Genomic DNA, 25,541 nt, shown 5'->3' with positions numbered 1-25,541 from the left:
GGAAGATCTATGGTCCTGCTATCCAAAACGGTCGTTGTGTGACCCAAAAACTTAAATTAAATTTTTGCTTTTGAATGTTTTCTCCATTAACTTGTCCATTCTCCGGTAAGTCTGTTTCTAAATGCAGCTGTGAAGTTCGAAAGTGATGCACCACGGTCGAATTAAGATGGTTACCGGTTGTCAGCATCTCTACAAAGAGTTTTACAAACCGTAAAATACCAATTTGTTCTACAACCACTAGATCGAGTTTACCATCCCGTAAATCGGCGATCGGCATAATGGGAACGCCCCCACCAAAATACTTTATATTTGTTGTCGTCACTAAAAAAGCATGCGAAAATCGTTGCTTAGTTTGCGCCGTTTCCACAGACAATTGAAAGCCTTTTTGATTCAGAAATGCTTTAATTAACGAAAAAACATACGCACTAGACTGAAGATGATATTTCTTTAAATGATCCTTTTGTCCATCATTGGCAGCATGAACAACCGAAGCATCAAACCCGATTCCCACATTATTTGTAAACAATGTTTCATGTGAATCCAATCGATTTTTATAAACCCCAACATCTAGGTTAGTCGGTGATTGAACTTCAAGTAACTGCTGCAGCGCGGCCATTGATTGTGTAGGCAGCTTGATGCCACGTGCAAAATCATTTCCCGATCCAGCGGGAATATAACCCAACGGAATCTGATCGCCACCGCCTTGGTGAAGGCCATTCAAAACTTCGTGTAGCGTACCATCCCCACCGACAGCAACAACCACCCAACTTTGATCTAATTTATGTTGTAATGCAAAATTACGGGCAAGTTGAACGCCATGCCCTGGATGTTTTGTCATTACCGCCTTATAATTCACCTTTTGTTCCTTCAATTGAACTTCAATTTTAGGCCAAATTTTTCTAGCATGTTCTGCACCCGCAAAAGGATTCACAATCATCATAAACGTTGGTCGACTTACTGCCATTTTATTCACCACTCTTAATCAAAATATTCATTATGCTATAGTTTACCATATGAAAACGACGGAAAACTAGATAGACAGAGACTTTAACAACTTTTTTGCAAAAAAAGAGCAACTTGAAATTTCAAGTCACTCGGCGCGTCTTTCTATTTTTTATCTACCCAATGATTTAAAAAAGTTTCAATCGTCTGGTGATATTTTTGTGGATCATGTTTTCGAGAACTTACATGATCGACCCCTGAAATACGATGACTCTCTGTTGGTAATTGTTTAGCCAGCGATGCTTTAATTTCCGCCATCATTTCAACAGGTACATAACGATCTGCATCCCCATGAATCATCAACACTGGAATGCGAATGTTAGCCGCTTGATGGGCAATATCGGCTTCTTTTAATGAATAACCACCTGTCGCACGTGTCATTAGACTCACAAACGTGCTTAAAAATGGAGGCAAATAGTAATGATGGCCTAACCGGTAGCTAAACTCTTTTTGTGCCGAACTAAATCCACTGTCCTCCACAACGGCCACCACGTTTTTAGGTAGATCTGTTTCACCTGCCGTAGCTAAAACAGTTGCTGCACCCATACTAATGCCAAATAAGACGATTTTTTGAGGTGTTTTATTACGCAAATTGATTTCTTCAATCCATTTAATGTAATCACGACGATCTAACCAACCAAATCCGATAATATTTCCATCACTAATCCCATGACCACGGGCATCCGGCATTAAAACATTATAGCCTAAGTCCATAAATAGTTTGGCATAGGGAACCATTTGTTCATGCGCATGATGATAGCCGTGTGCTAAAATCACCGTCTTATCACTATTATTTTCAAGATAAGTTGCGGCTAAATGAATGCCGTCCTCAGCACGAATAAACCAAGTTTGTTTAATTAACTGTTTATACCAGTTATAGCTATCAGGAGTATTATCTTTGTCACGCGCATTACGAATTGCCCGTCGTTTTTGAGACTTAGAACTTCTGATTCCCATCTGGTAGCTTACTAAACTACTTATACCCAAACTTGCAGCTACTCCAATCAACGATATGCCAGCCACTTTCAGTATCTTTTTTGCACGCACATCATCATCTCCTTAAAAATTTTAAAGTTTGTTTGTAAAATATTTATTCCAATTTCATGGGTCTATCAGTTTCATTATATCTTAGAATATTGACGAAAACATGAAGAAGACTCGTTTTGTTGAATCCGCTACCAATCCATTGTAACAAAACAAAAGGCTCCTTTGCAAAGGAGTCTTGTTTATAAAAAAACTAAAATTTTTTAAGTTTAGTATTCATCACAAGCGTGAATCCATACAGTCCCACAATACCAATCAACAAAGTGATAACACCTGTTGCAAATGAAATTTGGCTATTTGCAATTGCGTGCCCATATTGCCCGGACACAATAGAAATTCCGTTAATATACGTGGTTGGTAAAAATGCTGCAATTCGTTGTAAAGGTTCAACTACCGTCGTTACTAAAATAAGACCCAAGGTTAACAGTAAAATGACAAATAGCGCAGCCAACCGGTTTCTAACTAAAGTTACAATAAAATAAGTGATTTCCACTATGAAAACAATTGCTAAGCCCTGCAAAATCAACGAAGGTAAGATAAGTTTCGAAATGTTTTGAAGCAGTATCTTTCCCGATCCAATTGCATAGGACAAATATGGGTAATTCAAGGCTCCAATTCCAGACACGACAGTTCCAGCGATAACTGCCGTCAATTCGGTTAGTAACCACAAAACAATGGCAAAAAAACTACCACTCAAAATATTTTGAGTAGTTATCGTCACTTTAGAAATGGGTAGCAACTTATTCTTATTTAATTTACCTTCAAACGCATCTCCGTAAACCTGTACCAAAACAAAAGTGATCGCTAATACCAATAAATACGGTAGAATTGTTTTTGATACCCAGACACTGTAGCCGATTCCTTGTGTCGGAAAATCATCATCTTGTTTCTCAAGACTTTTTGAGGCCAGATCTTGATAAATGAGACGATCTCGTTTCATTGCATTAATAAGCCCAGAACCGCTGCCTTTACTAGCCTGTGCCACAGTTAAATCCTCTTGAATTTGACGAATTTTTTGTTGGTAGGCTGCTCGCCACTGATGCTGATGAGATAATCTGATGATCGTTTGATTGATCTTAATATCTTTTTTCTCGTTGGCAATATTTGCTAAATCTAGTTTTCTATCACTGACTGTTAGCCTCTTTCTCTTCAAATCATTTTGTGAATCTTGTAATGCCTGTTTTCCCTGACGGATATTGTCTTTGGCATCCATTATGTAACTATTTGTAGCCTTATTCTTCACATTAAACGCTAAACAAACTAACACCGTGACAATTAAAATGATCAATGGAATAAAATTGAAATTATTTTTCAAAATTTTTCGATTCAAATAGCTTCTATAACTCATGCATTTTTCACCACCATTGTATTATTTTCCAAAAAAAGCTCATAATCACAAATTGATTCAAGATCCTCTTTATAATGGGATGAAATTACAATCATTTTGTCGTTATCTCTCAGTTGTTTAATTTTTGAAAATAATTTGTCACGATTCCCCTCGTCAAGACCATTGGTGATCTCATCCATCAACATATATTTAGCATCACTAACTTCATATAGTCCAATGAGCAGTCGCTGTCTCATGCCCAAAGAATATTTTTTAATTGGTAACTTGATATAATCAATCATTTGCCAGTCTTGAATCAAGCTTTTTATATCAATCGAAGAACCCCAGATCTGTTTAATAAACAATAAATAATCTAAACCACTTAAATTATCGTCAAACCAGTTAGACGATTCAAAGTAAAATATTTTTTGTAGTTGTTTGCCAATTGGTAGACCGTCAATCTGATACTTTCCGTAAACCGATGGGATTAATTGCATAACGGACCTAAAGAAAGTCGTTTTACCGGAACCATTAGGAGCTATTAGACCATAAACTTTGTGTGGTTGAAATTTAAAATTAAAATTAGCGAGAATTGGTTGTCGCGTTTTGATTGTTACATTTTGGATAGATAACATTTTTAGTTTTTTTCTTCTTCTTACAATTTTATTTTCTTCGTCTCCGTTTTTGAACAAACAACCACACAAAAGTAAACAAGTCCAAACCCACGTACATCAGTATTGACCACCTGATGATGTAGTTGTATTGACTAGTTTCAGTGGCAATTAGACTTAACATAGCCACAGGAAAGAATAAATAATTAATAAAATAAAACCATTTTGTGTATTTCTCTTTAGAACGATTCATGTGAATCCTTTTTTCATGTATATCTTCAATTTTGCGATTTTTTCTCAAACTATGGATAATGGTTTCAATGCAAAAAGTCAGTAAATATATCGACATATAACCAAAATCTATTAATTCAATCAAGTAGTGCCCCATATTCACGCCCCATGTGATTAAGCTAAAACTCGAAATCGGAAAAAATAAATATTCTAAAAATCGAAACCATTTTGAGTATTTTTGAAAATTTAAGTTCATGACTACGCTCCTTCCTGGTTACACCAAATAACCATCATTATTTTAGTAAAAACCTACTTATTCCGTTTTAGCCACGTTTATTATCGAACATTTATTTCAAATTAAAAAGAAACCATTAGTTTCCCCCAGGAAATTATTGATTACCTCCTACTACATTTGAAGTTCAATTCACACAACAAAAATAATTCAAACGCGGTATAATTAATAAATTAATCATAAAAACTTGGCTAATGGGGGGAAACATAATGCTTGGTGAACAATTAAAAAAGTATCGTGAAAAATCACATCTTTCGCAAACTGAAGTTGCAGACAATTTAGCTCTGACCAGACAAGCCATATCGAGATGGGAAAACAATCGCGCTTATCCAGATATTGATAATTTAATTCGCTTAAGCAAGTTGTATTCAGTAACATTAGATGATTTACTAGCTGAAAATGAAACTCTCAAGAAAAAACTTAATATCAACACTAAAAATATAATAGAAGCCACTAAAAGGCAGACCTTCCTTAACCGTAAAATGTACAATGCTCAAGATGAAAGTATGGAGCTATTAATTCTAGCTATTGTAAGTGCAATTATTCCCATGTTAGGAATTTTTATTCCCATTTATGTGATGTTTCGAAATAATAAGTTTAACAGCCTTTTTAGATGGATTTATATAGTTGCTATTATTGTTTTACTGGTCAGCCTAATCAGCACAGGTGTCTGGACATATGACATGTTTTTTACCCACTATCATACCGAAACCACTTTAGTTAATTAGTATGCAAATTTGGAATCATTTCGCCAAAAAAGCGAGTTTGAACTTCATTTAAGTTAATAATTATGTAACTCAATTTATCTTAAAACAACAAACTACACTGGTACTTTAATTTTTAAATTTCTTCTTCTGGTATTTTGCGGTATACTATTCAAGTAAGCTTTTTGGGCCCTTAGCTCAGCTGGGAGAGCGCTTGCTTCGCATGCAAGAGGTCGACGGTTCAAATCCGTTAGGGTCCATTGATAGAAAAAGGCTGATACACAGGGATGCTTAAAACGCCTGCTATATCAGCCTTTTTATTTTTTCATTTTAGTTCTATATTGTTTTTTTACCACCAAAGGACGGTCAAAAGGACGGTCACGAAATAACTTAAGATAATTTAATAAAACCGTGGTAGGTAGGGATGTCTGTTATCCATTTTGGATAACAGTTTTTTTACCCAAATTAGTAGTTAGTAAACTACAAAAAGCAATTTATACCTTTTACAATCTTAGAAACTCATTAACTATACTTTACTTATAAATTAAATAACCAGAACTGTGTTCCTTATTAGGGAGTGTCAAGAAGTTTGTGTAAAAAGTGATTGCTCTTTCTCCATAAAATTAAATCTTTTCAGTCGAAAAGTGATTCTAATGTATCCTTAACTTGTCCGAATCCACGATGAATTCGATTAAAGTTCTTTTCATTGTAACTAATTACTTGCACTCCAATGAAATTGTCTAATGATTTTTCATTGGGAAACTGTTCTTTTGCTTTAGTCTTGCGTTTAATCTTTTTATTTAGCGATTCTATAATATTTGTTGAATAAATAGTTGGGCGAATTGCAGCTGGAAAAGCCAAAAAAGCTAATAATTCCTTTTCAATTGACCTAATGTGACTAATTAGATTTGTGTATTGTTTTTCCCAAGTACTATAAAAATCGGCAAGCATTTTACGAGCTTCAGCTTCATTGGTTACCGAATGAAGTTGTTTGAAATCATTTAAAATAACCTCACGGTCTTTTAAACGGACATGTGTACTAATATTACGCATAACATGAACTAAACATCTTTGAAATTTTGCTTTAGGAAAAGCGTGTAAAAGCGCGGGTTGAAGTCCAACCATTCCGTCCGTAATAATTAATTGAACCTGTTTAAGCCCTCGCTGCTTGAGATCGGCTGCCATTTCCGACCAGACTTCAGCATTTTCACTGGGTGCAATACGATAATCAAGAACTTCTTTAATTCCAGTGGGTGTAATTCCTAAGGCAATATAAACTGCCTCTCTTTGAACTGTGTCACGACGCAAAGGTAAATAAGTTGCATCTAAGAATAAGCAAACATAGTTTGCTTTAATGGTTTGCTGATGAAAAGCTTCAATCTGCTTAGTTACTTGGGCAGTAATGTTAGAAACAGTTGTAGCCGAATAATAAGAACCGTACATTTTTTCAATCAAATCAGCGATTTCACGAGTGGTAACACCTTTAGAGTAAAGTTGAATAATTGTAGTTTCTAAAGCATCTTGACGACGAGAATAAGCTGGAAGTAAATGATTATGAAATTTGCCTTGTCGGTCACGCGGCACAGCAATTTTCAACTTACCATATTCGGAATCAATTAACCGAAAGTATTGACCATTCCGATAATTGTTAGTCTTAAAGCTATTACGTTCATAAGGATCATAACCAAGTAACGAAGTTAACTCAGCTTGTAGGATTTGATTAATAGCTGTTTCAAGTTGTTGGCGAAAAAGTTATTTAACATCGCCATTTGATAATAGAGTTTTGGTTAAATCTCTGGTAAACTGTTCCATGGGGAATCCCTCCGTTTTGGTTTGGTTTGACGATTTAATCATACGGGGAAGGGGTTCCCTTTTCAATAGGATTTTAATTCATTTACACAAGCTATTTTATACTCTCCCTTATTAACTTGCCAAAATAAATATAATATAAAAATAGGTATAACCAATGGCGATTATACCTATTATTTAGTCTTTTCCTTTTTACGGTAGCATGCGTCCATACGCCATGCAACAAAGCCTATAACGAAAATACTAACAACTGCACCAAGCATCCATGTACCAGCATGTGAAGTAAACACAGTGCCTACATAATCTACGTTTGAATAGATTAATCCAAACGTAAAAATGATAAAAAAACTAAAAACAACTAAAAAGCGAGTAGGATACGATGTCTTATAGTCCTTATTCGTCAATTTAGAAACTCCGGTCAATAAAGCAATGAGTATCATATATGTTCCAAATAAGAACACTGCTCCTAGCATTAATTCACTACCAATGCTGGCAGAATCTGTACTTCTAACTTTTCCGAATACATTACCTAACAACTGCAAGCCACCAAAAGTTGCGAATGTAATAGACGTAAATATACCTAATATTGTAACAAAATCTACTGTCAGTTTAGAATATTGCTCGTTAAGCTTTTCAAAGCTAGAACTCTTATCCTCAAGTTCATCAATATTTTGATTAATTTTTATAAGATCATCTTTTGCCACACTTATTTCTTTATCTTGTTGCTGATACAACATAGTAAACTGTCTGTTAGCCAAATTTAAATGCTCTACGCACTTGATAAGTACTAAATATTCATTGCTAACTATATCATCGGCTGCTTTTGAATCTATATCTTTTTTTATTCTTGCCTTTAATGCGTCTCCTAGTGCGTCTAAACCTGTTCTATCCGTAAGCTTAAATACTATCATTGTTATCTTAGAGTAAGGTATAAACTCTATATGAACTTGTTTAGCACTTGTTAGTAAATTATTAAACAAACTCTCAAATTCTGAATTATCAGGATCTGGATTAATTTTGCCACTAGTCCATTTTTCAGTTAATTCACCTAGAAGTTTAATAAATTCACTTGAATATTTGCTTTCCTGAGAATTATTATCTAGATAATGAATAAAATTACCATTTTCCATGATTTACGTAACCTTAAACTTCGCTTTTAATGTCTTTAAAAGTATATTCAATATTACTTCGCCAGCCCGTAATGTCGCTCTCATGCTCTGCCCAGTACTTTTCCCTATGGGACTTATTAACAAGAGAAAATGGATCTTCCCTTAGATTATTTACAATAACTCTATTAAGTGGCTTTAAACTTTTGTTCTCTACGTCATCTTCAATAATAGGATCCGCACCAAATATTTTATAAGTGTCATAAACATCTTTTTCTACAGGACCATATCTCCAAACTAAAAATGGAGTATCGTATAAATTTTTCAAAACTTCTTTATTTAATAGGGACTCGTCCAATGCTGTTTTTAGGGAAAAGTACATTACTTTTTGTAATTGTAGATTTGTAACAGATAACTGATGTTCATTAGCAACTGCTATTACATGCTTTGCAAATTCTTTCATTGACATAACAAAGAAACCCCCTTCTGATTACTCTCTAAGCCAATTATAGCATCTCGTGTCAATCACTGTATAATGTGCCGTTTTCTTTTCACACCACATTATATTGATTAATATGTACTCTTATTTTAAAAGCCAATATCCTTAATCATTTCAAACCTTACCTTGTCATTTCTAAGCAATTTCATGTAGTAATTTGTAGTAAAACAACATTAGTTTAACGAGTACCTTAACAGTTTTAAACAAACACAATGAAAAACCTTAGTTTTTTAAGTGTTGGAATTGGTCGTATACCTTAACAAATCATAGCATCTTTTGTAGCGGTATCTAAAAGTAAGGTGGAGACTCATCCCTTACTTACCTTTACTTTCATCAACTTAATCACTAGCTATAATCACATGTAAATTAAACTGAGATCGCCTTAGAATACGTCTCTGCACCCTAACAAAACGAGTGCAACTTGAAATAATCAAAATACACCCATTCAAAACAAATCTATTAGGACTATTATTTAGCAAAAAAAGTAAGGTTTTGTAAGGTTTCTAGATTGTGTGAAATATCGAATTTTATCAATAATATCAGTATTCAACCATGAGTTTTATAAGATTTTAAGCTGATTAACAGGCAGCGAACATCCCTTGTAAAATCAATATCAATGTACGTAGTTCTTTCACAACAGGTTTTAACAGGCTATTAAGGGTGCCTAAACGTTCATATTTGTTCGCTTTTCTTAGGGATGTTAGAAATACCTGGTAGCTTCTTTCAAGGGTAACCGTGATTCTTAAATGGCAGGTTTTGGCAGGTTGCCATAAATAAAAATGTCAAGTTTTGTTAAGTTCTAGCTTTCCTTTTTTAGGGACTCTCTTTTGTCTTGATGGTCTTTTTACAAGATTAAATTTTGTAATCTGAATCCATAACAAAAAGGCACTAATCAATATTAATGATCAATGTCTTCAAGAACGACAACTCAACACTTGCTATGATTAATGGCACAGGGTTTCCTTAATTTCTCTTTTAGGGGCTCGGATATCTCGGGATAACTTACCTTTTTCTCTTAGCCTTATCATTTCTTATCAATCTGCTTATGAATTTCTTCAACCTCACCAGTCAAATAATCTAAATAAGAAATAAGTGTCCAGGCAAATAGTAAAATCCCAGTGTGTAAATAGTTATCACTTGGCTTCATGCTCCCCTATTACAAATACTGATATCGCCCCTAATACGTATAGCAATTTTTTGATCAATTCATAGGCTCATTTGGTTGTTCTCTAAACTTGCTCAATTTATTAATAATCTTTTGTAATGATACCTGTGTCTTCAATGGCTCGGACTTTCTGTTATATGGATCTTTTGAATGATACGCCTTAATCAAAAGAGCTTGCTCGGATTGATCAAGGTATGAGAACCGTATATAAAAGCTTTGAATGAGTTTTAATTCTTCCTCGGGTAATTCACTTAAATTACTGTCCAACATTCGCCACTGCCTCAAAATTCGTCTTCTCTCCGCTTGATTCCAATCACGTTCATAGGCTGGCTTATTATAGTCAAGATTGTTAGTGTTGAGTGCCATATTCCACGTGTTGGGATCACCTGTATACATAGGCCCTAAGTCATGACTATTAGCACTCAACTTATTCATAGGCGCCAAATCTTGATGATTAGCAAAAGGTTTTAGATTGCCATTTTTCTTGTTAATAGGTTCTAAGTTATACGCCTTGGCCATTGGTTAGCATCCCCAAAACTTGGCTCATAGTACTCTTAACATCATCAATATTAGTGTTTTGATCTATAGCGAGATCATAGGCAAGATGAAATCTGTGCCCCGTTGCCTCTTCAATCTGGTGTATCTCATTTAAAGTTTGAACCTCAAGAGCACTATTATCTTTTAAATGCTCACACTGGTTCGCAATTTGTTTTAAGTATGTTTGTTCATCTTGATTAAGCGCATTCCAATATTTCATAAACTCGTGGTGTTTATAGTCTTCGATTTGAAGACACCGTTTTGCCTGCTGTTCCATGTCCACAAAATCATTCACAATCAAGTCAAATGGGGGATGTCGTACGGGTGTCATTCCGTCCTCTTGATAGGCAAATGGACTACTAATAAATGAGTAATTACGGTATATCTTTTCAAGCTCATTTAGACGCGCTCTAATACTGTTCTTTCTGTTCTGGGTATAAAGATACTCAAACAATAGTTCACGATCTAATTCATCCATTTTTTAAACACCTGCTAACGATATTAAGTTATCAAGTGTGTATACTTCTGCAAATTCTAATAATGCTCGTTTTTGATAATCACTAAACCGAGATGTACCCAATCCAACGTGTTTGGCAACATCATTAAACTTAAAACCATTTATAAACCGATTTTTAAGTATAAAAGCATCTAACTCATCTAATTGTTTTAGACTTTCGTCAATCGCACGCACCTGCTTTAGAGCGTTTGTAGTTAGCTCATCTTGAAACTTGCGACTTGCTAAGCGTTTGTAACGCGGATACTTTTTTAATAGTGCTTTAGTATTTTGTACTGTTTGTTTTTCATTCACTTGTAAGTTAGTGTAAAGTTTTAGTAGGAAAGTGAAAAAAAGCCTTTTCAAAACACGAGAAGACCGTTAATCTTCTAATTAGGTATAGCAGCCAAAAATTAGGAGGTAACGGTCTTCATGTCTCAGATTTTAACAGAAATCACGACAGTTTTAAAGGAAAGTAATAGTTTATTTAATGCGGAACAGGATTTAATGATTCGTTGCCAGGCATTGATTGCCACGGCTTTAGGCCAAGCATTAGAGGATTTAGATGATCTTTTAATTGGAGAAACAGAATATCGAGAAATTATTGGCAAACGACAACGAACGTTAAATTTTATGTGCGGAACAGTTACTTTTAGACGTCGTTTGGTTAGATTAAATGACAAAACCTATGTCTATCCTTTAGACCGGTACTTACAGTTAATTCCACGAAGTAGGTTTTCACCTTTGATGGTTGAAAAGGTCGCTAAGCTAGCTTCACATAGTGTTTTACGGACAACAGCCTTGGCTGTTAACCTTTTGACCCCACTTTCCATCAGTCATCAAAAGGTGGATCAACTTTATCAATCAGCAGGTGAACAATGTGAAAAACAACGTGAAGAGACTACATTAGTGAACATCGAAAAGAAACGACAAGTTCCTTATCTGTATTTGGAAGACGATGCCTTTTGTGTGGCCTTAAAGGCTAAGCAACACCATAAAAATGTCCTTATTCATCGACTGCAACTAACGGAAGGTATTAGCCAAAATGGCCGACGACGTCAGACGTTAAACCGGCATGTATTTACGGGATTAAACCGGCAAGCAGTTTTTAATCAAGTACAAGATTATCTCGATCAGAATTATGATTTACGAGCAACTATAATGATTACCGGTAGCGATAATGGGAGTGGCTATGAACCATCCTGCTTTGATGAATTAGCGGTTGGGGCCAAAAAACATGAGCACTTTTTAGATCGTTATCACTTGAACCGAAAAATTCGTAGTCGATTAAGCAAGATGCCTAAGATTCTGCAAAGTAAACTATTTCAGGGTGTGCATAATTGGGATAATGATCAAGTTCAAATTGTCCTTGATACGTGTGAGTTTCAAGCCAATGATGCAGATAGTCTGGAAGCAATTCAACTTTTACGGAGTTACTTGAAACGTAACTGGAATTATTTAAAGCCAGCCAACAAGCGAAGCTTAGCTACCGAAACCGTGTGTTTAGGTGGCTGTGAAAGTAATCATCGACGCTTTACCTATCGGTTAAAACATCAAGGTCGCTCTTGGAGTAAAGCTGGATTGAAGGCGATGATTGCGGTGATTACCAGTGAAATTAACGGGCAATTAGAAACAGCAATGATAAAGATGACCAATACCTTGCCAATAAGCATCATGCCAGTTAAAGTGGCCGCTAGTTATTTTCTTAAACAGCCTTTTACACAACATCAAGGAATTAGGCACGGCAGTATTTCATTAGACGCAGCAACTAGCAGTGCTATGGGTAATTTGGTGAAGGCTATTTCATAGGATTTGAATAACAGGTGGAGTGGAGGCGTTGGTGAAAGAGTGTGTCGATGTCACTTAGCGATTTATCGCTTAGAGACATGGGAGACTGGAGAGATCCACTTCTGGCCTGAAGGGCAAGAAGTTAGCTCGTAAGCGACCCACACGACCCCGCATCAACGCCGGAACGAAACAAAAAGTAGTTAAAAACATAAATAAAATCTAATTAGAAGCACTACCTACTAAAACTTGACACATACCACTTGTAACAAAGAAACCAACTCCCTTGGTAGCATGATATAATTGATTGTCAGATCACAACATCAAACAAACCAAGGAACTTTGTATTTAAGCACAAGGTAGGCGATGCAGTTGTTCAGTGCAGAAGATGGAGCAAGTGAAATACTTAATGAAGCCTTAGATAGGTATGAACAGCACTTTAAAGTGGGCTTTCCAATATATGAATATATCAATATCACAAGTAATGATGATTATGATATTTCGATCAGTGGCGTTAAAAAATTAGCAGACTATATAAATAAAAGGATTGAAATTAATTTACCCGTGGAAGTTCCTAAAGACTACTGGGAACGGATGTATTAATTAGCATTTAGCAAAATGACTATCTCCATTTTGAAAATAGTCATTGTTAAATGCTTTTTTAGTGTGTTTTTATTCGATTTGTATAGCCTTAATACAACTAATACGCTCTTCAATCTCCTTAGCATGGCTACATAACGGGGCTAAGGTTGCTTGCCGTTCCTCTTCACTTGTGATAATAAAATACCCATGCTTGTCATCATCTCTAAGCGCACCAATAGGAACATTGCCATGTACTAATAGATACCGCACAATTCCATATACACCACGTAAGGGAATCGCTGTAAGCTTGCTAATTTGTTTAGCAGTAATAGGGTGATCAGAACCATATGGTATTAATTCCTGTACTTGCTCAATTTTATTTTTAGGTTGTTTTTTTGCCATTCTTACACCTCAATTCATGCCGTTTTATGATTGGGATTGCACAAACTCTATTTTTACCTCATCCCCGTTATCATCAAAATATCTGTATTTAGATTGTCCCCCATCTTTAGAGACAACACGATCAAAGGCTATTTTTTTCGTGTCTGGTAGAGGTAACTCATATTTACGCAAATACATTCGGATGCCTTGGTAATTCTTGTGCAGGCAGTTAGCAATGGCTTTAACGCTCAACCCTTCATGAACCAACTCAACTAACTTATCTCGGTAAGCTTCCTTTCCGGCCTTTAGGGCGTCGCAAATGTCGCCTTCATGAACCAACTCAACTAACTTATCTCGGTAAGCCTCGATATTTAATTCACTTCTAGTTTTGGGAGATAGTTTCAAGTAATCTAACGCCTGAACTATTTCAGCGTCCTTGTGATCAAGTTCATAGGCAATACGTCTCACGGTAAAACCTTTGTTAATGTAATATGTGATATCTTCACCATATTCATTGACCAGCTTTGCGATTGATCTGCTCTTACCGCCATAAGTAACAGCGATTGTAGTTTGCTTACGACTTTCAGCCTGCTTCTTTGGCCGTCCTCGCTTAACACCAGCCTCATCTTTGCTTTGTTCGCGTAAACCCTTGGCATATTGCCAGTAAGCTTTGCATATTTTGCAATTAGCAACACCGCAATGAAATACATCATGTGTACCTTCAATTTGAGTTAATTCCTTTGTTGTATATTTCTTTGGTTTCATTGCCAACAAGTGCTTGCATCCCCCTTTCTATCCATTCCGCTTATCCTTTAATCCTTTAAAATTAATTACATTTTCAGCGTGATGCGTTAACAAGCGACTGATAATTTTACCGTTGTAAATTTGTTTAAGTGCTTTGCCGTCCTTGTTGGTGGTAATAATATTTACCTTGTCATTACGTGCCTCTAGAATATTAAAAAACGCTTTTTGAACCGTGTCATTAGCTTCTCTGCCACCCGCATTTAGCGTCGTTTCTGAACCTAAATCATCAAATACAACCACGTCAGCCCTTGCTAGTGAAGCTTCAACTAGGTTTCTTTTTTGAATAAATTCATCCCGTTGTGACGGGTTAACATTGCCCAGCCGTGAACTTAGTTCTAAGTCCATTAGAGCAGGCACGCTCACAAACATACAGCTCTGTTGTGGATCTGAATTATTATTAATATCCGTTAACATGGCAGAGGCTAACAACGTTTTACCAACTCCATAAGCCCCAATCAACGCAAAATTTTGTATCTCCCCCGACTTAATCCGTTCACAAATTGTTAAAGCCTTACTCAATATTTTCCGATCTGCTTCTTGCTCATTGGGATAAACCTCAAAATCATTAAACGTCTTGTCTAATAATTTAGTTCCCGTATTAGGCATGTAGGAACTGTTTAACAGCATTCTTTGCTTTTCTTGATTAGTTGCCTGCTTGGTCATTTTAATGGCCTCTTGCTCGCGGTAATTGATGCCTTCATGTTCCATTTGCCCACATTCAAAACAAATCGGGCTTTTTCCATTGTCTTTAAAGATATACATAGGCGCACCACAAACTTCACAAGCTTGGCCAGTCTTTTTAAACATGGCATCAATTACATCTTGACGGGATGAAATTAACCCCAGCCCGCCCATTTCGGTATCTAGCATTATTCTCACCTCTTAGAATGGCAGTGGTTCATCATTATCATATTCTCCACGATCAGGTATTGAGCTTCTTGAAATGGGCTTTCGATTAGCATATTTAGCTTTAAACTGCTTCTCATTAGCTTTGACTTGCTCAACCGACTTAAGACTCTTTTGACGATAGCCATTCAAGATAGATCGTACATAGATCCATATTCTAGCGTTGTGATCAACAGCTACTTCTAATGCGTGCTTAATTAATTCATATGCTGTTTCTTCGCTTAAGCCAGCCTCTTTAAAATCCTTTATCTCATCACCGATTTTTTCATACAGAAATGGTGAGATAGATCCAAAACCGTTGTTTTCCCAAAACTTGAAAACAGCTTCTCTTTTGGTTTGAATTTCTGAGCTGATTTTTGAATTTGAGTTGTTGTCTTCTTCTTCATCTTTTTGTTTATTAGTTCTTTGTTTAGATAAGTTATTAGTATAGTTAGTACTTAGTAGTGTGCCATTTTCGGCGTTCCGTTTCCCGGCATTCCGTTTTTCACAACTCGGTGTAATCGCTGATTTTACGGCGTTCTTATTTTGTGATCCTTGATTTAGCGGTATTTTTACCGACTTGCGATTTTCGAATGTCGGATTATCATACACAATCCAATCAGTTCCGCTAAACTTGCCATTCTCATCCCTTAGAGACTTTTTGACTACATAACCTTGTGTAATCAATTCGTTAAGCGCGGTACGTATGCTTTTAGTTCCGTCCGTGAAATGCTTTTCAAGTTCTTCTTGATGAAATCGCCAATCATTAGGCAAAGTGAGCATATAAGCTAAGAGACCCTTTGCCTTTGCTGATAAGTTTGGATCAATTAACCCAATGTTAGGGATGATTGAATAATTCTTTGTGGTTGATTTTCGAACAATGGCCATAAATTACACCTCTTTTTTAGCACGTTTGCTATATGCCATATCACTATCAAAAGCCTCGTAATCGCCGTTTAGTAACAGGCTTATATCATGTAACAAACAATCATATTCAAACAAAACATCATGTGTATCTTGCTTGTTGATATTGTTAAAATCTTCAATGATCGTACGTTGTTTTAGTAACGTATGTACTTTTTCTAAACGATCTTCACGCTCTTCAACAGTCTCAAGAATGCCCGCACCCCGTAAATAACTCGAATTAGTGTTATACCAATCCTCAACAACACCTTTTAACACCGTTCTAATTTGATAAATGAACGTATTATATTCATATGCTAACTGGGCTAAGTCTTCATGTTTCATGCCACTATACAGCGTGGGCTCTTTATCACATATAACCTGAAACGAGTCTTCTAAAAGCTCAAGTGTTGTCATATTAGCAGAGGCCGTTGTATTACTTCTCTGTAAGGCCTTCTTAGTTTCAGTAATCTCATTTAAAATATCCATTGGTTAATTCCTCCATATTTGTTAGAATGAAGGTACAAACACACTTATATCAGTGTTTTACTTGTCCGTAATCCGTCCAAAGATTATACGGGCATTTTTTGTACTCTCATTCATAATTTTGCCTTTCTACAGGGATGCATCCCTTAATAACGTTTAATAAAATGGTTATGCTTATTCATTTCTCGAGTTTCCCCGATACCAATACCAAACGCCACGCCTGCAAATAAACTAATTACAATCGTGAACACAAACCATATGAACCAGCCAAACATACAAATCACTCCTTCTTTTTAACTTCACTGAAATTAATCATTCCCACCGCCACGGCTTTTAATTATTTAATAGATATTGTGTTATTTCAGCTTTAGAAAAGAAATTTTTACCCGTCTGCTGGTGTATTGGCATTCCCTGCAAAATCAACGCATTTAACGTCTCTACGCTCACGCCCAACCATTTAGCTGTAGCCTGTTTAGAGCTTAGCCACGGGCTATCTATGCCCGTTTGTTGACGTGCTTCATTAACTGCCTCGGTAATAGTGCTCATTACCTCTTGTTTAAGATGCTCATCATATTCGGGCGGTAACGTAACTTGTAATTCCATAAAACCAGCTCCTTACTTTTCCGTAATAGATTCAGACAACTCTTTAATTGCCTGTTCAACACGTTTCTTCCGGTCACTGTTAAGTGGTGTTCTAAGCCAAACAGATAAACGACCATCGGAAGTTCCTATTTTGTTGGCAACTTCCCAATATCTGAGACGTTTAACTTTAATTTCGTGTCTAACTTCTTGATTATTCAAAAGTAATCACCTCTTTTGTTTATATTTTTGAACACGAATTATTTATGTGTTCATATTTTTTGATAGTCATATCATAGCTCATGTTTATATTATTTACAATAATAACTATTGATGTTCATGTTTTTAAACGCTAAAATAGTGAGAGAGGTATAATTTTATGAAATCAAATATTAAAAAATTAATTACAAAAATTAATATGACAGTGACGGAGTTAAGCGACAAAACTGGTATCGGAAGAACTACGCTTTCAAAGCTTGTAAATTCAAATGAGCTTCCTGCATCCACAAAAGTTGGTACCCTATTGGCAATTAGTAGTGCTTTGGGTGTTGGCGTATCTGCTTTATTTGAAGGTGAAAGGAATAAATATAGTGTTTTTTATAAAGCTCCATTTTCTAAAAATAATGTTGATCAAAAAGGATACTTAGGGGGCTATTGGGTAGTCTCAAAAAATGAATCTGAAAAAAACCTTAGTTTAATTCGTATTACTTCTGAAATGGGAGAAACTGATACAAGCGATCCATTGCCATACCTGTGGATGATTTCTCAGCTAAGTGATTTTCTAAGCAAACCAGAGTTTAGCTTTTTTGCAGATAATGAAAATATTATAAAACTAAGTAAAGTAGCAGATGTCATTAAAAAAGCAAAGAGTTTTCAAGAACTTTTTGACATATTTAACTTAAAAAAAGCGGTTAAAGGAGTAACTAAACTTTCTGATAATTTTACGAAAGAATCTTTAGCAGGCTACGAATTAGTTGAAAAGGTTTTTAAAATTATCAGGCCAACTACAGATGTTCATCTGTGGACAATGTTACAAAGCTTTTTTGTTTCAGCAGTCGTTAATGAAGAAGAAATGGTTTTTAACGATGTACTCAAAAGCAAAAAACCTTTTATTGGAGAAGTTCGAATTAACATAACAGCTATTTTGCCTCAAGAAGTTTCTATGCTGGCTATGTTAAACAAAGATATAAATACGGAAACCACTTTAACCAAATTAATAAATAATAATTATTTGTTAGAACCCGATATAGATAATTTTTCCGAAAAGCAATGTGCATTTTTTGTTAAAGATATTTCCACAGATTTAAAGAAAGCATTTTCTGTAAAAAATGCTAATGTATATTTTTATTCAACACCTAGAGTTGTACCTGAACGTCGACTACTAGGCATTTGTACTATTGATGGAGGAACAATCGAAAATGGCTTTTTTGGTCAGCAAGACGATTTTTCTGAATTGCTTTTACAAATAAAGAAATAAGTTAACTTATCAAATACTAATAAAAGCTTGTCTTCGTCCCTTCCAATAGCAATCTATGTGTTTTTGATTTTAGGGATGCGTTTAAATTCTAAATAGAAGATGATCGAGTGAAAAATAAACGTGGTATGTTGGCTTTGGTGTTTGCTCTGTTTATGTTTTTATCCATAGGCATAAGCAACTCAACAGCTAACAATGATGATGAGAACGATAAAGTTAAACATAGTGTTTTTCATGCGAGGAAGTACAAACGTAGAAAAACAAAGAAACAGATCTAGTATTACTAAATTTTAGGATCTACTTAAAGATGGAGGAAAATAATGAACAACGAAAAAGCTAAGTTTTTACTGTATAAAACCGATAATAAAGATGTCAGCATTGATGTTATTATCAGTGATAAAACCATCTGGGCTACTCAAAAATCAATAGCAGAGTTATTTGGTGTTAGCATTGCCACAATAAGCCGTCATTTAAAAGATATTTTTACCTCGGGTGAATTAAATGAACAAGTGGTTGTTACAAAAAGTGTAATAACCACTCAACATGGTGCCATAGAAGGAAAAACTCAATCTAAACCAACTAATTTTTATAACTTGGATGCCATTATTTCCGTTGGCTATCGTGTTAATTCCATTCAAGCTACCCACTTTCGTCAATGGGCTACACAAACTCTTGATGAATATATGATAAAGGGCTTTGCCATTGATGACGAACGGTTAAAACAAGGATCTAACTTACTTGATAAAGATTACTTTGATGAACTGCTTGAAAGAGTACGTTCAATTCGTGCCAGTGAAAGAAGAGTGTGGCAAAAGGTAACAGATATCTTTGCCGAGATCAGTTCAGACTATGACCCACAAAGTCCAGTAACAAAGAATTTCTATGCAACTGTACAAAATAAATTTCATTATGCTATTACGGGACAAACTGGTGCCGAGATTATTTACAAACATGCTGATCACACCAAACCACATATGGGACTAACAACGTGGAAAAATTCGCCTAATGGTAGAGTTCTAAAGTCCGATACTAAAATTGCTAAAAATTATTTAGATAAAGATCAAATTAGAAAGCTTGAACGCAACGTGTCTAGCTACTTTGATTATATAGAAGATCTAATCGAACGTCATAACACCTTTACTATGCAAGAGTTCTCTAATAGTATTGATCGTTTCTTATCATTCCGAGAATACGCGATACTTCCCGATAACGGATCTGTCTCAATGAAAAGCGCTAAAAATAAAGCTTCGAAGGAATATGACGAGTTTAATAAAACTCAAAAAATAACATCCGATTTTGATAAACAAGTTAAAAATATTATTGATAAAGAACACGAATAAATCGTTGATTTTTTATTAGATTTTAAAGATATTGTCCAAACTCACGAAGACGTTAAAAGCTTGAGTTCATCCCTGAAAACCCGCCATGGTAAGAAAGGGATAATGCAATATGGCAAGTATTAAAAGTTACGAAACCAAAGACGGAAAGAAATTATATTTGTTTAAAATGTATATTGGTATTGATCCACAAACTGGTAAGAAAAAGCAGACCACTAGACGCGGATTTAGGACAAAAAAACAAGCCACCCTAGAGGCTTCAAGGTTAGAACTTGAAATCTCACAAGGTGGTATAAAACAAGAGAACAATATTCTGTTTTCAAAAGTTTACGAACAGTGGTACCAAGCCTACGTAAACACTGTTCGTGAAAGCACAGTTGCTCGCGTTTCTAAAATGTTCGATAACCATATTTTACCGTATTTTGGTAATAAACACATTCGAACAATTTCAATCGCTCAATGTCAAAAGGCTATTAACGATTGGTTTAAGATTGCTAGTTATAACTACCGTAAATGGTACAACTATACGTCTATGGTCTTTGATTATGCCGTTAAACATGAATACATTGACCGCAACCCAACTAGCCTTGTGAACATCCCTAAGAAGCCCACAGAGTATGGAGACAAAACTCCCAACTTTTGGGATAAACAAGAGATGAAACAGTTCTTTACGTACCTTGATCCAACTAAGGACACCGAAAAGTACACGCTCTTTCGAGTGCTTGCATTCACTGGTGTACGCCGTGGGGAGTGTTTAGCCCTCACGTGGGACGATATTAACTTCTCACAAGAGACTTTGAGAATTAATAAGACACTCACACAAGGGATGAAAGGCGTTCAGATCATTCAAGCACCTAAAACCCGTAAAAGTCAGCGTACTATTAAACTTGATAAACAGACCGTTCATTACTTGAAGATGTGGCGCAAAGAACAACGCAAGTATTACTTAATGCTTGGCTTTAATACTTTGCATAAAGGACAACTTGTATTTGCTAACAGTAAGAATAAGTACAAGTCCTTAAATACACCTGCTAAATGGTTAGCGCCTTTAATAACCAAGAGCAAGCTACACAAGATCACTATACACGGGTTCAGACATTCTCACGCCTCTGCTTTATTTTCAGCAGGTGCAAGTATTAAAGAAGTTCAAGAACGCCTGGGCCACTCGGATGTAAAAACAACGCTTGATATTTATACTCACGTCACTAAAAAACAGAATGATGAGGCCGTTGAAAAGTTCGAAAATTACATGAATTTTTAACAAAGGACGGTCAAAAGGACGGTCGCTGAAAAACAAAAATAGAATTATTCCCTTGTAACCAGCGGTATAACAGCCTTTTACTAATAGGTGGGGTCAAAACCGTTAGGGTCCACTGATAGAAAAAGACTGATACAGATAAGCGCATTAAAGGATATACTCCTACCAAGGTAGACAAGCAAATAATTAAAACTTGTCTGCTGAGGAAGGAGTATTTTTTATGGGTCGAAAGGGTTCAAGATATAGTGTGGAAGAGAAACTCTTCTATATTAATTTAATAAAGGAGGGAATGGCAGCCAGGGCCATTGGAAAGAAGTACGATGTCCACTCCTCGCAAATAGCTCAGTGGGTGGAACGCTATGATGCAGGTGGCGTAGCGGCGTTACAAAGGCGACACCAACAACAAACGTATTCAAAGGGGTTCATGATGGAGGTGATTCAGGCCTATCTAGCGGGTGGAACATCATATCCTCAACTTGCGCGACAATACCATATTCCCAATAGTTCTGTCATCTACCAGTGGGTCAAACGGTATACTAGTGGTAAAGTACTCACAACCACTAGGAGGACTATCCCAATGAAAGATGGCAGAAAGACAGAACAGGTCGAACGTATCGAGATCGCACAATGGATCATTGCCAACGAGATGAACTATGTTGCCGCGACTACTCATTTTAACGTGTCCTATGGCCAAGCGTATGCTTGGGTCAAAAAGTTCAAGCAAGGTGGTCCCGACGCACTCGCAGACCGCCGCGGTAAGGCCAAGGAAGATACTGGTCAGTTGACTGAACTGGAACTAAAAGATTTAGAGATCAAGCGTCTCAAGGCACGGTTAGCCAATATCTCCACAGAGGTCGCTGTGCTAAAAAAACTCCAAGAGTTCGAAAGGATGGATGCCCTACAGAAGAAAAGTACCTCACGGTTCAAGCACTTACCAAAAAAATAAACCCAGACACAAATCAAGTGTATGGGGTTAGTTTCATGTGCCAATATGTTGGTGTATCTCGTGCTGCATACTACAAGTGGACTCACCGCAAGGTTACAGCGCAAGAACTCGAAAATAAAGCAATTTTGGCCTATATCATCGCACGTGAAGAGTCAAAAAATTATATTTATGGTGTTCGTACGATGACTATGTATCTTAATAAGGAAACACCTTATCATATCAGTCAAGGACGTGTGCGGCGCATTATGCGTCGTAACGGTATTCAATCATCGATTCGTGTGGCCAAACGCGATCGTAAAGCAGAAAAGAAGGAGTATATTCTCGCCAATAAATTACTTCATGAAGACGGCAGCCACGATTTCGCTCCTGAGCAACCAAACATGACTTGGGTAACTGATTGTAGCGAGCTAAGATTCGGACCAGGTAAGAAACAACGATTACGTTTGAGCGCTATCAAAGATCTTTATGATCACAGCATTATTGCCTGGTGTGTAGCGAGCACAGAGACAACGCAGTTAGTATCAGAAACGATCACGCAAGCCTTGAAAGCAAACCACGGTGTGAAGCCTCAATTTCTTCATTCCGATCAAGGCTCGGCTTACACTTCTGGTAGTTATAACACCCTGTTATCCGGAGAAGGCATCGTGCACAGCATGTCTCGCCCAGGAACACCAGGTGATAACAGTGCAATGGAGTGTTTTTGGAGCCAGTTGAAAACAGAAGAATTGGCTTTCAAAGCACCTCTTTCAGAAATCGAACTTGTCGGCATCATCAAGACGTACATTGCATGGCATAATACGGAACGACGCCAACTAACACTAAACGGCATGACTCCGGAAGAATACCGGAATCATGCCGTTCAAAAAAATGCATAAGATTTTAATTATTTGACTGTCTACTTGACAAGGAGCCGCGCCAAACGCTTGCTATGTCAGCCTTTTTTAATTTTATAGTTTTAAAAAATACTGCTGCTGTAATACGCACATAAATTTGTGAAATTTTAACGAACTTATCAGTATAGGGAGAAAAAAGAATAACAAGAAAGCTTGGTTCTTACTTTATAAGACTGATAGTAAGGATACCAGTATCGATGTTATTATAAGCGACAAAACTATCTGGGCTACGTAAAAATCGATAGCTGAATTGTTTTAGGGTTGAAATTTCAGCCGTCAATAAGCATTTAAAGAATGTTTATGATTCAAGAGAACTGAAAGAAAACGAAACTATTTCCAAAATAGAAACAGTTCAAAATGAGGGCGATAGAGATGTCACTCGTAATACTTCTTTCTATAATTTGGATACCATTATTTTAGTTGGTTACCGTATTAGCCACGCACTTTCGCCAATGACTACCCCAACTCTTGATGAATACATGATAAATGGTTTTGCCATTGATGATGAAGAACATAAATAAACAACAAATTATCCAATTTTACTGATCCTTCAAACTCATTTAAATTACATTAAGTTTTACCAGTGCCCAAGCAATCTTCTCGAAAATATGGTAAATTCAAAGTATTCATTTTATAAGGAGGTTGCGTGATGTTTCTCTCGATTGTCATTATTGCCATATTATTATGGAAATTCACAAGTGGATTCCACAAAGGATTTGTAATCGAGTTACTTTACACAATCGGTTACTTTGCTGTATTTCTTTTTGCTAAAATCTTTTGTAAACCAGTTGCTGAATTTCTCTCAGCAACCTTTAATAGTGGACAAAGTACCACGAGCAGCCTAGCCGTCATGAGTTCTATATCCTTCATGATTTTGATGGTTGTTGGCTTGCTTATAGTTCGACTTATTGCACATTGGTCACGTTTAATTACCTGGATTCCAGTTATTAAGCAGGTAAACGGCCTAGCAGGTGGTATTGTAAGTATCGTCATTGCTTACTTTGTAATCTTCATTCTCTTGATTGTTAGTCAATTTTTACCTAATGATGCTTATCAAGCACAACTTTCAGACTCACAAGTTGCTCAATTTATAATCAAAAAAACACCTGGTATTTCATCAGATATTTTAAGTAAATATATTTTAAACACTAACGAAACAACCAACACCAATACTATTTCAAACGAGGAAAACTAACCATGAACTATCGAATAATCAAAAAATATATTGCTTCTCATTTGGCAACACCTACTGCCTCATTAACTGAGGTCACTACCCCCAAGCCAGGTATTCTCTTCAAAAATGGTGATAACAGTTCGTTTTTTTATCTTGATGCCAATGATCAAAATGTCTTTTTTGAAAAACATGATGAATTACTTTATCAGCACACTTACGATTCCAGTAATCACGATTTCACAACTGTAACACTATAAGCTTAAACTATCTGGGGGGATACAAAATGAAAGAACCACTTATGATACTAACGTTAGCAATTTGTCGCTTTATTTTTTCTCTATTTGCCATTGGATCAGTCGGCGGTATCTTATTTATCGGCTATCGTTTGTTTCTAATGAAAACACCCAAAAACTTATAAACTACTTTTAAACATAAAAACTGCCACAAAATGATGAGTTTTGTGACAGCTTTTTTTAATAGAAACTTGGTTTGTCTCCACCTGTGTTAGGTTTATTTAAACCAGTTGAAGTTCGGACATCTTTTTGAGGATTTTGAATCAGTTTCACAACATAATCTGCTACTGATTTACGAGAAACTTCGGTACCTTTCATAGCATCATGACGCCCAGTAACTTCATAATCTACTTCATCGTGATTAGTTAACCAGTTAGGTCGAATAATTGTGTAATTCAAATCAGAAGCTTCAATCTCACTAGCCGCCTTTGATTGGGTTGGTAAATAACCGCTTGGATTTAACATTTGTTTATTCCAATCACCGAACTTACCAGGAACTTCATCAAACACACCCAAAGTTGAAATCCATATTAGTCTTTTCAATCCAGTTTTATGCATCGCATTTACAATATGCGGAATCATCTTATCAGTATCATCTGGACCCAGATTTGCGTAAACCAAATCCTGTCCTTTGAGCGCATCTGCTAACTCAGTTTCATTATTGACATCACCAGTCACAACCGTTTCACGACTCTTATCAACATCTGTTAATTTCTTTGGATGACGCACAAATAATGTCAGTTGATCGTCTGTTTCTTTAATTAGCTGCTTTGCTGCTAGACGAGCAATATGGCCCGCTGCCCCCAAAATAATAACCTTACTCATTTATAAAACCCCTTTCTTGATTTCAACTGTAATTATAATACTTACAGTTTGACATTCAACTATTTACACTTGTTCAAGACTGCATCCATAAGCAAGGTGGTTGATTTTTTTTCGTT

General features: G+C 36.1%; 31 protein-coding genes, 1 tRNA gene and 1 pseudogene. 13 read left to right on the top strand and 20 right to left on the bottom strand.

The genetic code is table 11. From position 1 onward, the window contains the following. Nucleotides 1-7: 7 nt before the first annotated feature. From AB3219_RS03670 to AB3219_RS03655, 4 genes are all read right to left on the bottom strand, one after another. Nucleotides 8-964, bottom strand: a complete 957-nt coding sequence (locus tag AB3219_RS03670) for a diacylglycerol kinase family protein (RefSeq protein ID WP_216754074.1) — start codon at nt 962-964, stop codon at nt 8-10. Between the two features lie 143 nt (nt 965-1,107). Further along, nucleotides 1,108-2,049 carry an alpha/beta hydrolase gene (locus AB3219_RS03665; RefSeq protein WP_216754072.1) on the bottom strand — a complete coding sequence of 314 codons (942 nt, stop codon included), beginning with the start codon at nt 2,047-2,049 and terminating at the stop codon, nt 1,108-1,110. 190 nt (nt 2,050-2,239) lie between these two features. Next, nucleotides 2,240-3,394, bottom strand: coding sequence for a hypothetical protein (locus AB3219_RS03660; protein WP_216762806.1), 1,155 nt, complete (start codon nt 3,392-3,394; stop codon nt 2,240-2,242). Then, complete coding sequence (locus AB3219_RS03655) at nt 3,391-4,008, bottom strand: ABC transporter ATP-binding protein (protein WP_216754070.1); 618 nt, start codon at nt 4,006-4,008, stop codon at nt 3,391-3,393. The genes AB3219_RS03660 and AB3219_RS03655 overlap by 4 nt, the downstream gene beginning before the upstream one ends. A gap of 708 nt (nt 4,009-4,716) precedes the next feature. On the opposite strand from AB3219_RS03655, the gene AB3219_RS03650 reads away from it, so the two are divergent. Beyond that, entirely contained in the window at nt 4,717-5,235 is a 519-nt protein-coding gene (locus AB3219_RS03650; RefSeq protein ID WP_216754069.1) for a helix-turn-helix domain-containing protein, read from the top strand. A 163-nt stretch (nt 5,236-5,398) separates the two neighbouring features. Beyond that, nucleotides 5,399-5,471 (top strand) — tRNA-Ala (locus AB3219_RS03645). Nucleotides 5,472-5,844: 373 nt separating this feature from the next. Here the strand turns inward: AB3219_RS03645 and AB3219_RS03640 are convergent. The 7 genes and pseudogenes from AB3219_RS03640 to AB3219_RS03610 all read right to left on the bottom strand — a co-directional run bounded on the left by AB3219_RS03640 (nt 5,845) and on the right by AB3219_RS03610 (nt 11,135). Beyond that, nucleotides 5,845-7,023: pseudogene (locus AB3219_RS03640) on the bottom strand (IS256 family transposase). Between the two features lie 170 nt (nt 7,024-7,193). After that, entirely contained in the window at nt 7,194-8,150 is a 957-nt protein-coding gene (locus AB3219_RS03635) for a hypothetical protein (protein WP_367369305.1), read from the bottom strand. A 13-nt stretch (nt 8,151-8,163) separates the two neighbouring features. Next, entirely contained in the window at nt 8,164-8,595 is a 432-nt protein-coding gene (locus AB3219_RS03630) for a Panacea domain-containing protein (RefSeq protein ID WP_367369304.1), read from the bottom strand. Nucleotides 8,596-9,649: 1,054 nt separating this feature from the next. Then, a complete protein-coding gene (locus AB3219_RS03625) occupies nt 9,650-9,772 on the bottom strand; it encodes a hypothetical protein (RefSeq protein WP_367369303.1) in 123 nt (40 codons plus the stop codon). Between the two features lie 54 nt (nt 9,773-9,826). Then, nucleotides 9,827-10,309, bottom strand: a complete 483-nt coding sequence (locus AB3219_RS03620; protein ID WP_367369302.1) for a hypothetical protein — start codon at nt 10,307-10,309, stop codon at nt 9,827-9,829. Continuing rightward, nucleotides 10,293-10,805, bottom strand: coding sequence for a hypothetical protein (locus tag AB3219_RS03615; protein ID WP_367369301.1), 513 nt, complete (start codon nt 10,803-10,805; stop codon nt 10,293-10,295). Before AB3219_RS03615 ends, AB3219_RS03620 begins: the two co-directional genes overlap by 17 nt. Before the next feature lie 3 nt (nt 10,806-10,808). Continuing rightward, nucleotides 10,809-11,135, bottom strand: coding sequence for a hypothetical protein (locus AB3219_RS03610; RefSeq protein ID WP_367369300.1), 327 nt, complete (start codon nt 11,133-11,135; stop codon nt 10,809-10,811). Between the two features lie 117 nt (nt 11,136-11,252). Here AB3219_RS03610 and AB3219_RS03605 point away from each other — a divergent pair, with 117 nt between their 5' ends. After that, on the top strand, nt 11,253-12,629 hold the full coding sequence (locus AB3219_RS03605; RefSeq protein ID WP_367369299.1) for an ISLre2 family transposase: 1,377 nt from the start codon (nt 11,253-11,255) through the stop codon (nt 12,627-12,629). Between the two features lie 342 nt (nt 12,630-12,971). Then, the gene (locus tag AB3219_RS03600; RefSeq protein ID WP_253953726.1) at nt 12,972-13,208 is read left to right on the top strand and encodes a hypothetical protein; all 237 of its coding nucleotides are present in this window, start codon (nt 12,972-12,974) and stop codon (nt 13,206-13,208) included. 69 nt (nt 13,209-13,277) lie between these two features. On the opposite strand, the gene AB3219_RS03595 is transcribed toward AB3219_RS03600, so the two are convergent. From AB3219_RS03595 to AB3219_RS03560, 8 genes are all read right to left on the bottom strand, one after another. After that, on the bottom strand, nt 13,278-13,589 hold the full coding sequence (locus AB3219_RS03595) for a hypothetical protein (RefSeq protein WP_068807190.1): 312 nt from the start codon (nt 13,587-13,589) through the stop codon (nt 13,278-13,280). A 24-nt stretch (nt 13,590-13,613) separates the two neighbouring features. Beyond that, nucleotides 13,614-14,342 carry a hypothetical protein gene (locus AB3219_RS03590; RefSeq protein ID WP_367369298.1) on the bottom strand — a complete coding sequence of 243 codons (729 nt, stop codon included), beginning with the start codon at nt 14,340-14,342 and terminating at the stop codon, nt 13,614-13,616. Between the two features lie 18 nt (nt 14,343-14,360). Continuing rightward, nucleotides 14,361-15,242, bottom strand: a complete 882-nt coding sequence (locus AB3219_RS03585; protein WP_367369297.1) for an ATP-binding protein — start codon at nt 15,240-15,242, stop codon at nt 14,361-14,363. 12 nt (nt 15,243-15,254) lie between these two features. Then, entirely contained in the window at nt 15,255-16,145 is an 891-nt protein-coding gene (locus AB3219_RS03580) for a DnaD domain protein (protein WP_263749990.1), read from the bottom strand. A gap of 3 nt (nt 16,146-16,148) precedes the next feature. After that, nucleotides 16,149-16,649: a hypothetical protein gene (locus AB3219_RS03575; protein ID WP_263749989.1), complete on the bottom strand. Its 501-nt coding sequence runs from the start codon at nt 16,647-16,649 to the stop codon at nt 16,149-16,151. Between the two features lie 143 nt (nt 16,650-16,792). Next, a complete protein-coding gene (locus AB3219_RS03570; RefSeq protein ID WP_263749987.1) occupies nt 16,793-16,921 on the bottom strand; it encodes a hypothetical protein in 129 nt (42 codons plus the stop codon). 58 nt (nt 16,922-16,979) lie between these two features. Beyond that, complete coding sequence (locus AB3219_RS03565; RefSeq protein WP_216754057.1) at nt 16,980-17,249, bottom strand: hypothetical protein; 270 nt, start codon at nt 17,247-17,249, stop codon at nt 16,980-16,982. Between the two features lie 12 nt (nt 17,250-17,261). Further along, a complete protein-coding gene (locus tag AB3219_RS03560; RefSeq protein WP_216754056.1) occupies nt 17,262-17,447 on the bottom strand; it encodes a hypothetical protein in 186 nt (61 codons plus the stop codon). A gap of 157 nt (nt 17,448-17,604) precedes the next feature. On the opposite strand from AB3219_RS03560, the gene AB3219_RS03555 reads away from it, so the two are divergent. The 9 genes from AB3219_RS03555 (at nt 17,605) to AB3219_RS03515 (ending at nt 24,725) form a co-directional block, all read left to right on the top strand. Next, nucleotides 17,605-18,702, top strand: a complete 1,098-nt coding sequence (locus AB3219_RS03555) for a helix-turn-helix domain-containing protein (protein WP_216754055.1) — start codon at nt 17,605-17,607, stop codon at nt 18,700-18,702. 317 nt (nt 18,703-19,019) lie between these two features. Beyond that, nucleotides 19,020-20,039: a virulence RhuM family protein gene (locus AB3219_RS03550; RefSeq protein ID WP_216754054.1), complete on the top strand. Its 1,020-nt coding sequence runs from the start codon at nt 19,020-19,022 to the stop codon at nt 20,037-20,039. A 109-nt stretch (nt 20,040-20,148) separates the two neighbouring features. Then, nucleotides 20,149-21,297 (top strand): site-specific integrase, encoded by a 1,149-nt coding sequence (locus tag AB3219_RS03545; protein ID WP_260365503.1) that lies wholly within the window; start codon nt 20,149-20,151, stop codon nt 21,295-21,297. Between the two features lie 217 nt (nt 21,298-21,514). Next, nucleotides 21,515-22,240, top strand: coding sequence for a transposase (locus AB3219_RS03540; RefSeq protein ID WP_367369288.1), 726 nt, complete (start codon nt 21,515-21,517; stop codon nt 22,238-22,240). Then, nucleotides 22,237-23,115 (top strand): IS3 family transposase, encoded by an 879-nt coding sequence (locus AB3219_RS03535; protein WP_216763231.1) that lies wholly within the window; start codon nt 22,237-22,239, stop codon nt 23,113-23,115. Before AB3219_RS03540 ends, AB3219_RS03535 begins: the two co-directional genes overlap by 4 nt. Nucleotides 23,116-23,378: 263 nt before the next feature. Then, the gene (gene rhuM, locus AB3219_RS03530) at nt 23,379-23,654 is read left to right on the top strand and encodes a RhuM family protein (protein WP_367369455.1); all 276 of its coding nucleotides are present in this window, start codon (nt 23,379-23,381) and stop codon (nt 23,652-23,654) included. Between the two features lie 128 nt (nt 23,655-23,782). Continuing rightward, on the top strand, nt 23,783-24,328 hold the full coding sequence (locus AB3219_RS03525; RefSeq protein WP_216754052.1) for a CvpA family protein: 546 nt from the start codon (nt 23,783-23,785) through the stop codon (nt 24,326-24,328). A 2-nt stretch (nt 24,329-24,330) separates the two neighbouring features. Further along, a complete protein-coding gene (locus AB3219_RS03520) occupies nt 24,331-24,564 on the top strand; it encodes a hypothetical protein (RefSeq protein WP_057807348.1) in 234 nt (77 codons plus the stop codon). A 26-nt stretch (nt 24,565-24,590) separates the two neighbouring features. Then, nucleotides 24,591-24,725, top strand: a complete 135-nt coding sequence (locus AB3219_RS03515) for a hypothetical protein (RefSeq protein WP_258390198.1) — start codon at nt 24,591-24,593, stop codon at nt 24,723-24,725. Nucleotides 24,726-24,780: 55 nt separating this feature from the next. Here AB3219_RS03515 and AB3219_RS03510 read toward each other — a convergent pair whose 3' ends face one another. After that, the gene (locus AB3219_RS03510; RefSeq protein ID WP_216754051.1) at nt 24,781-25,425 is read right to left on the bottom strand and encodes an NAD(P)H-binding protein; all 645 of its coding nucleotides are present in this window, start codon (nt 25,423-25,425) and stop codon (nt 24,781-24,783) included. Nucleotides 25,426-25,541: the final 116 nt, after the last annotated feature.

It is taken from the genome of Pediococcus ethanolidurans, assembly GCF_964062635.1.
Classification (GTDB): domain Bacteria; phylum Bacillota; class Bacilli; order Lactobacillales; family Lactobacillaceae; genus Pediococcus; species Pediococcus ethanolidurans.
This window is presented reverse-complemented; position numbering and strand designations above follow the sequence as displayed.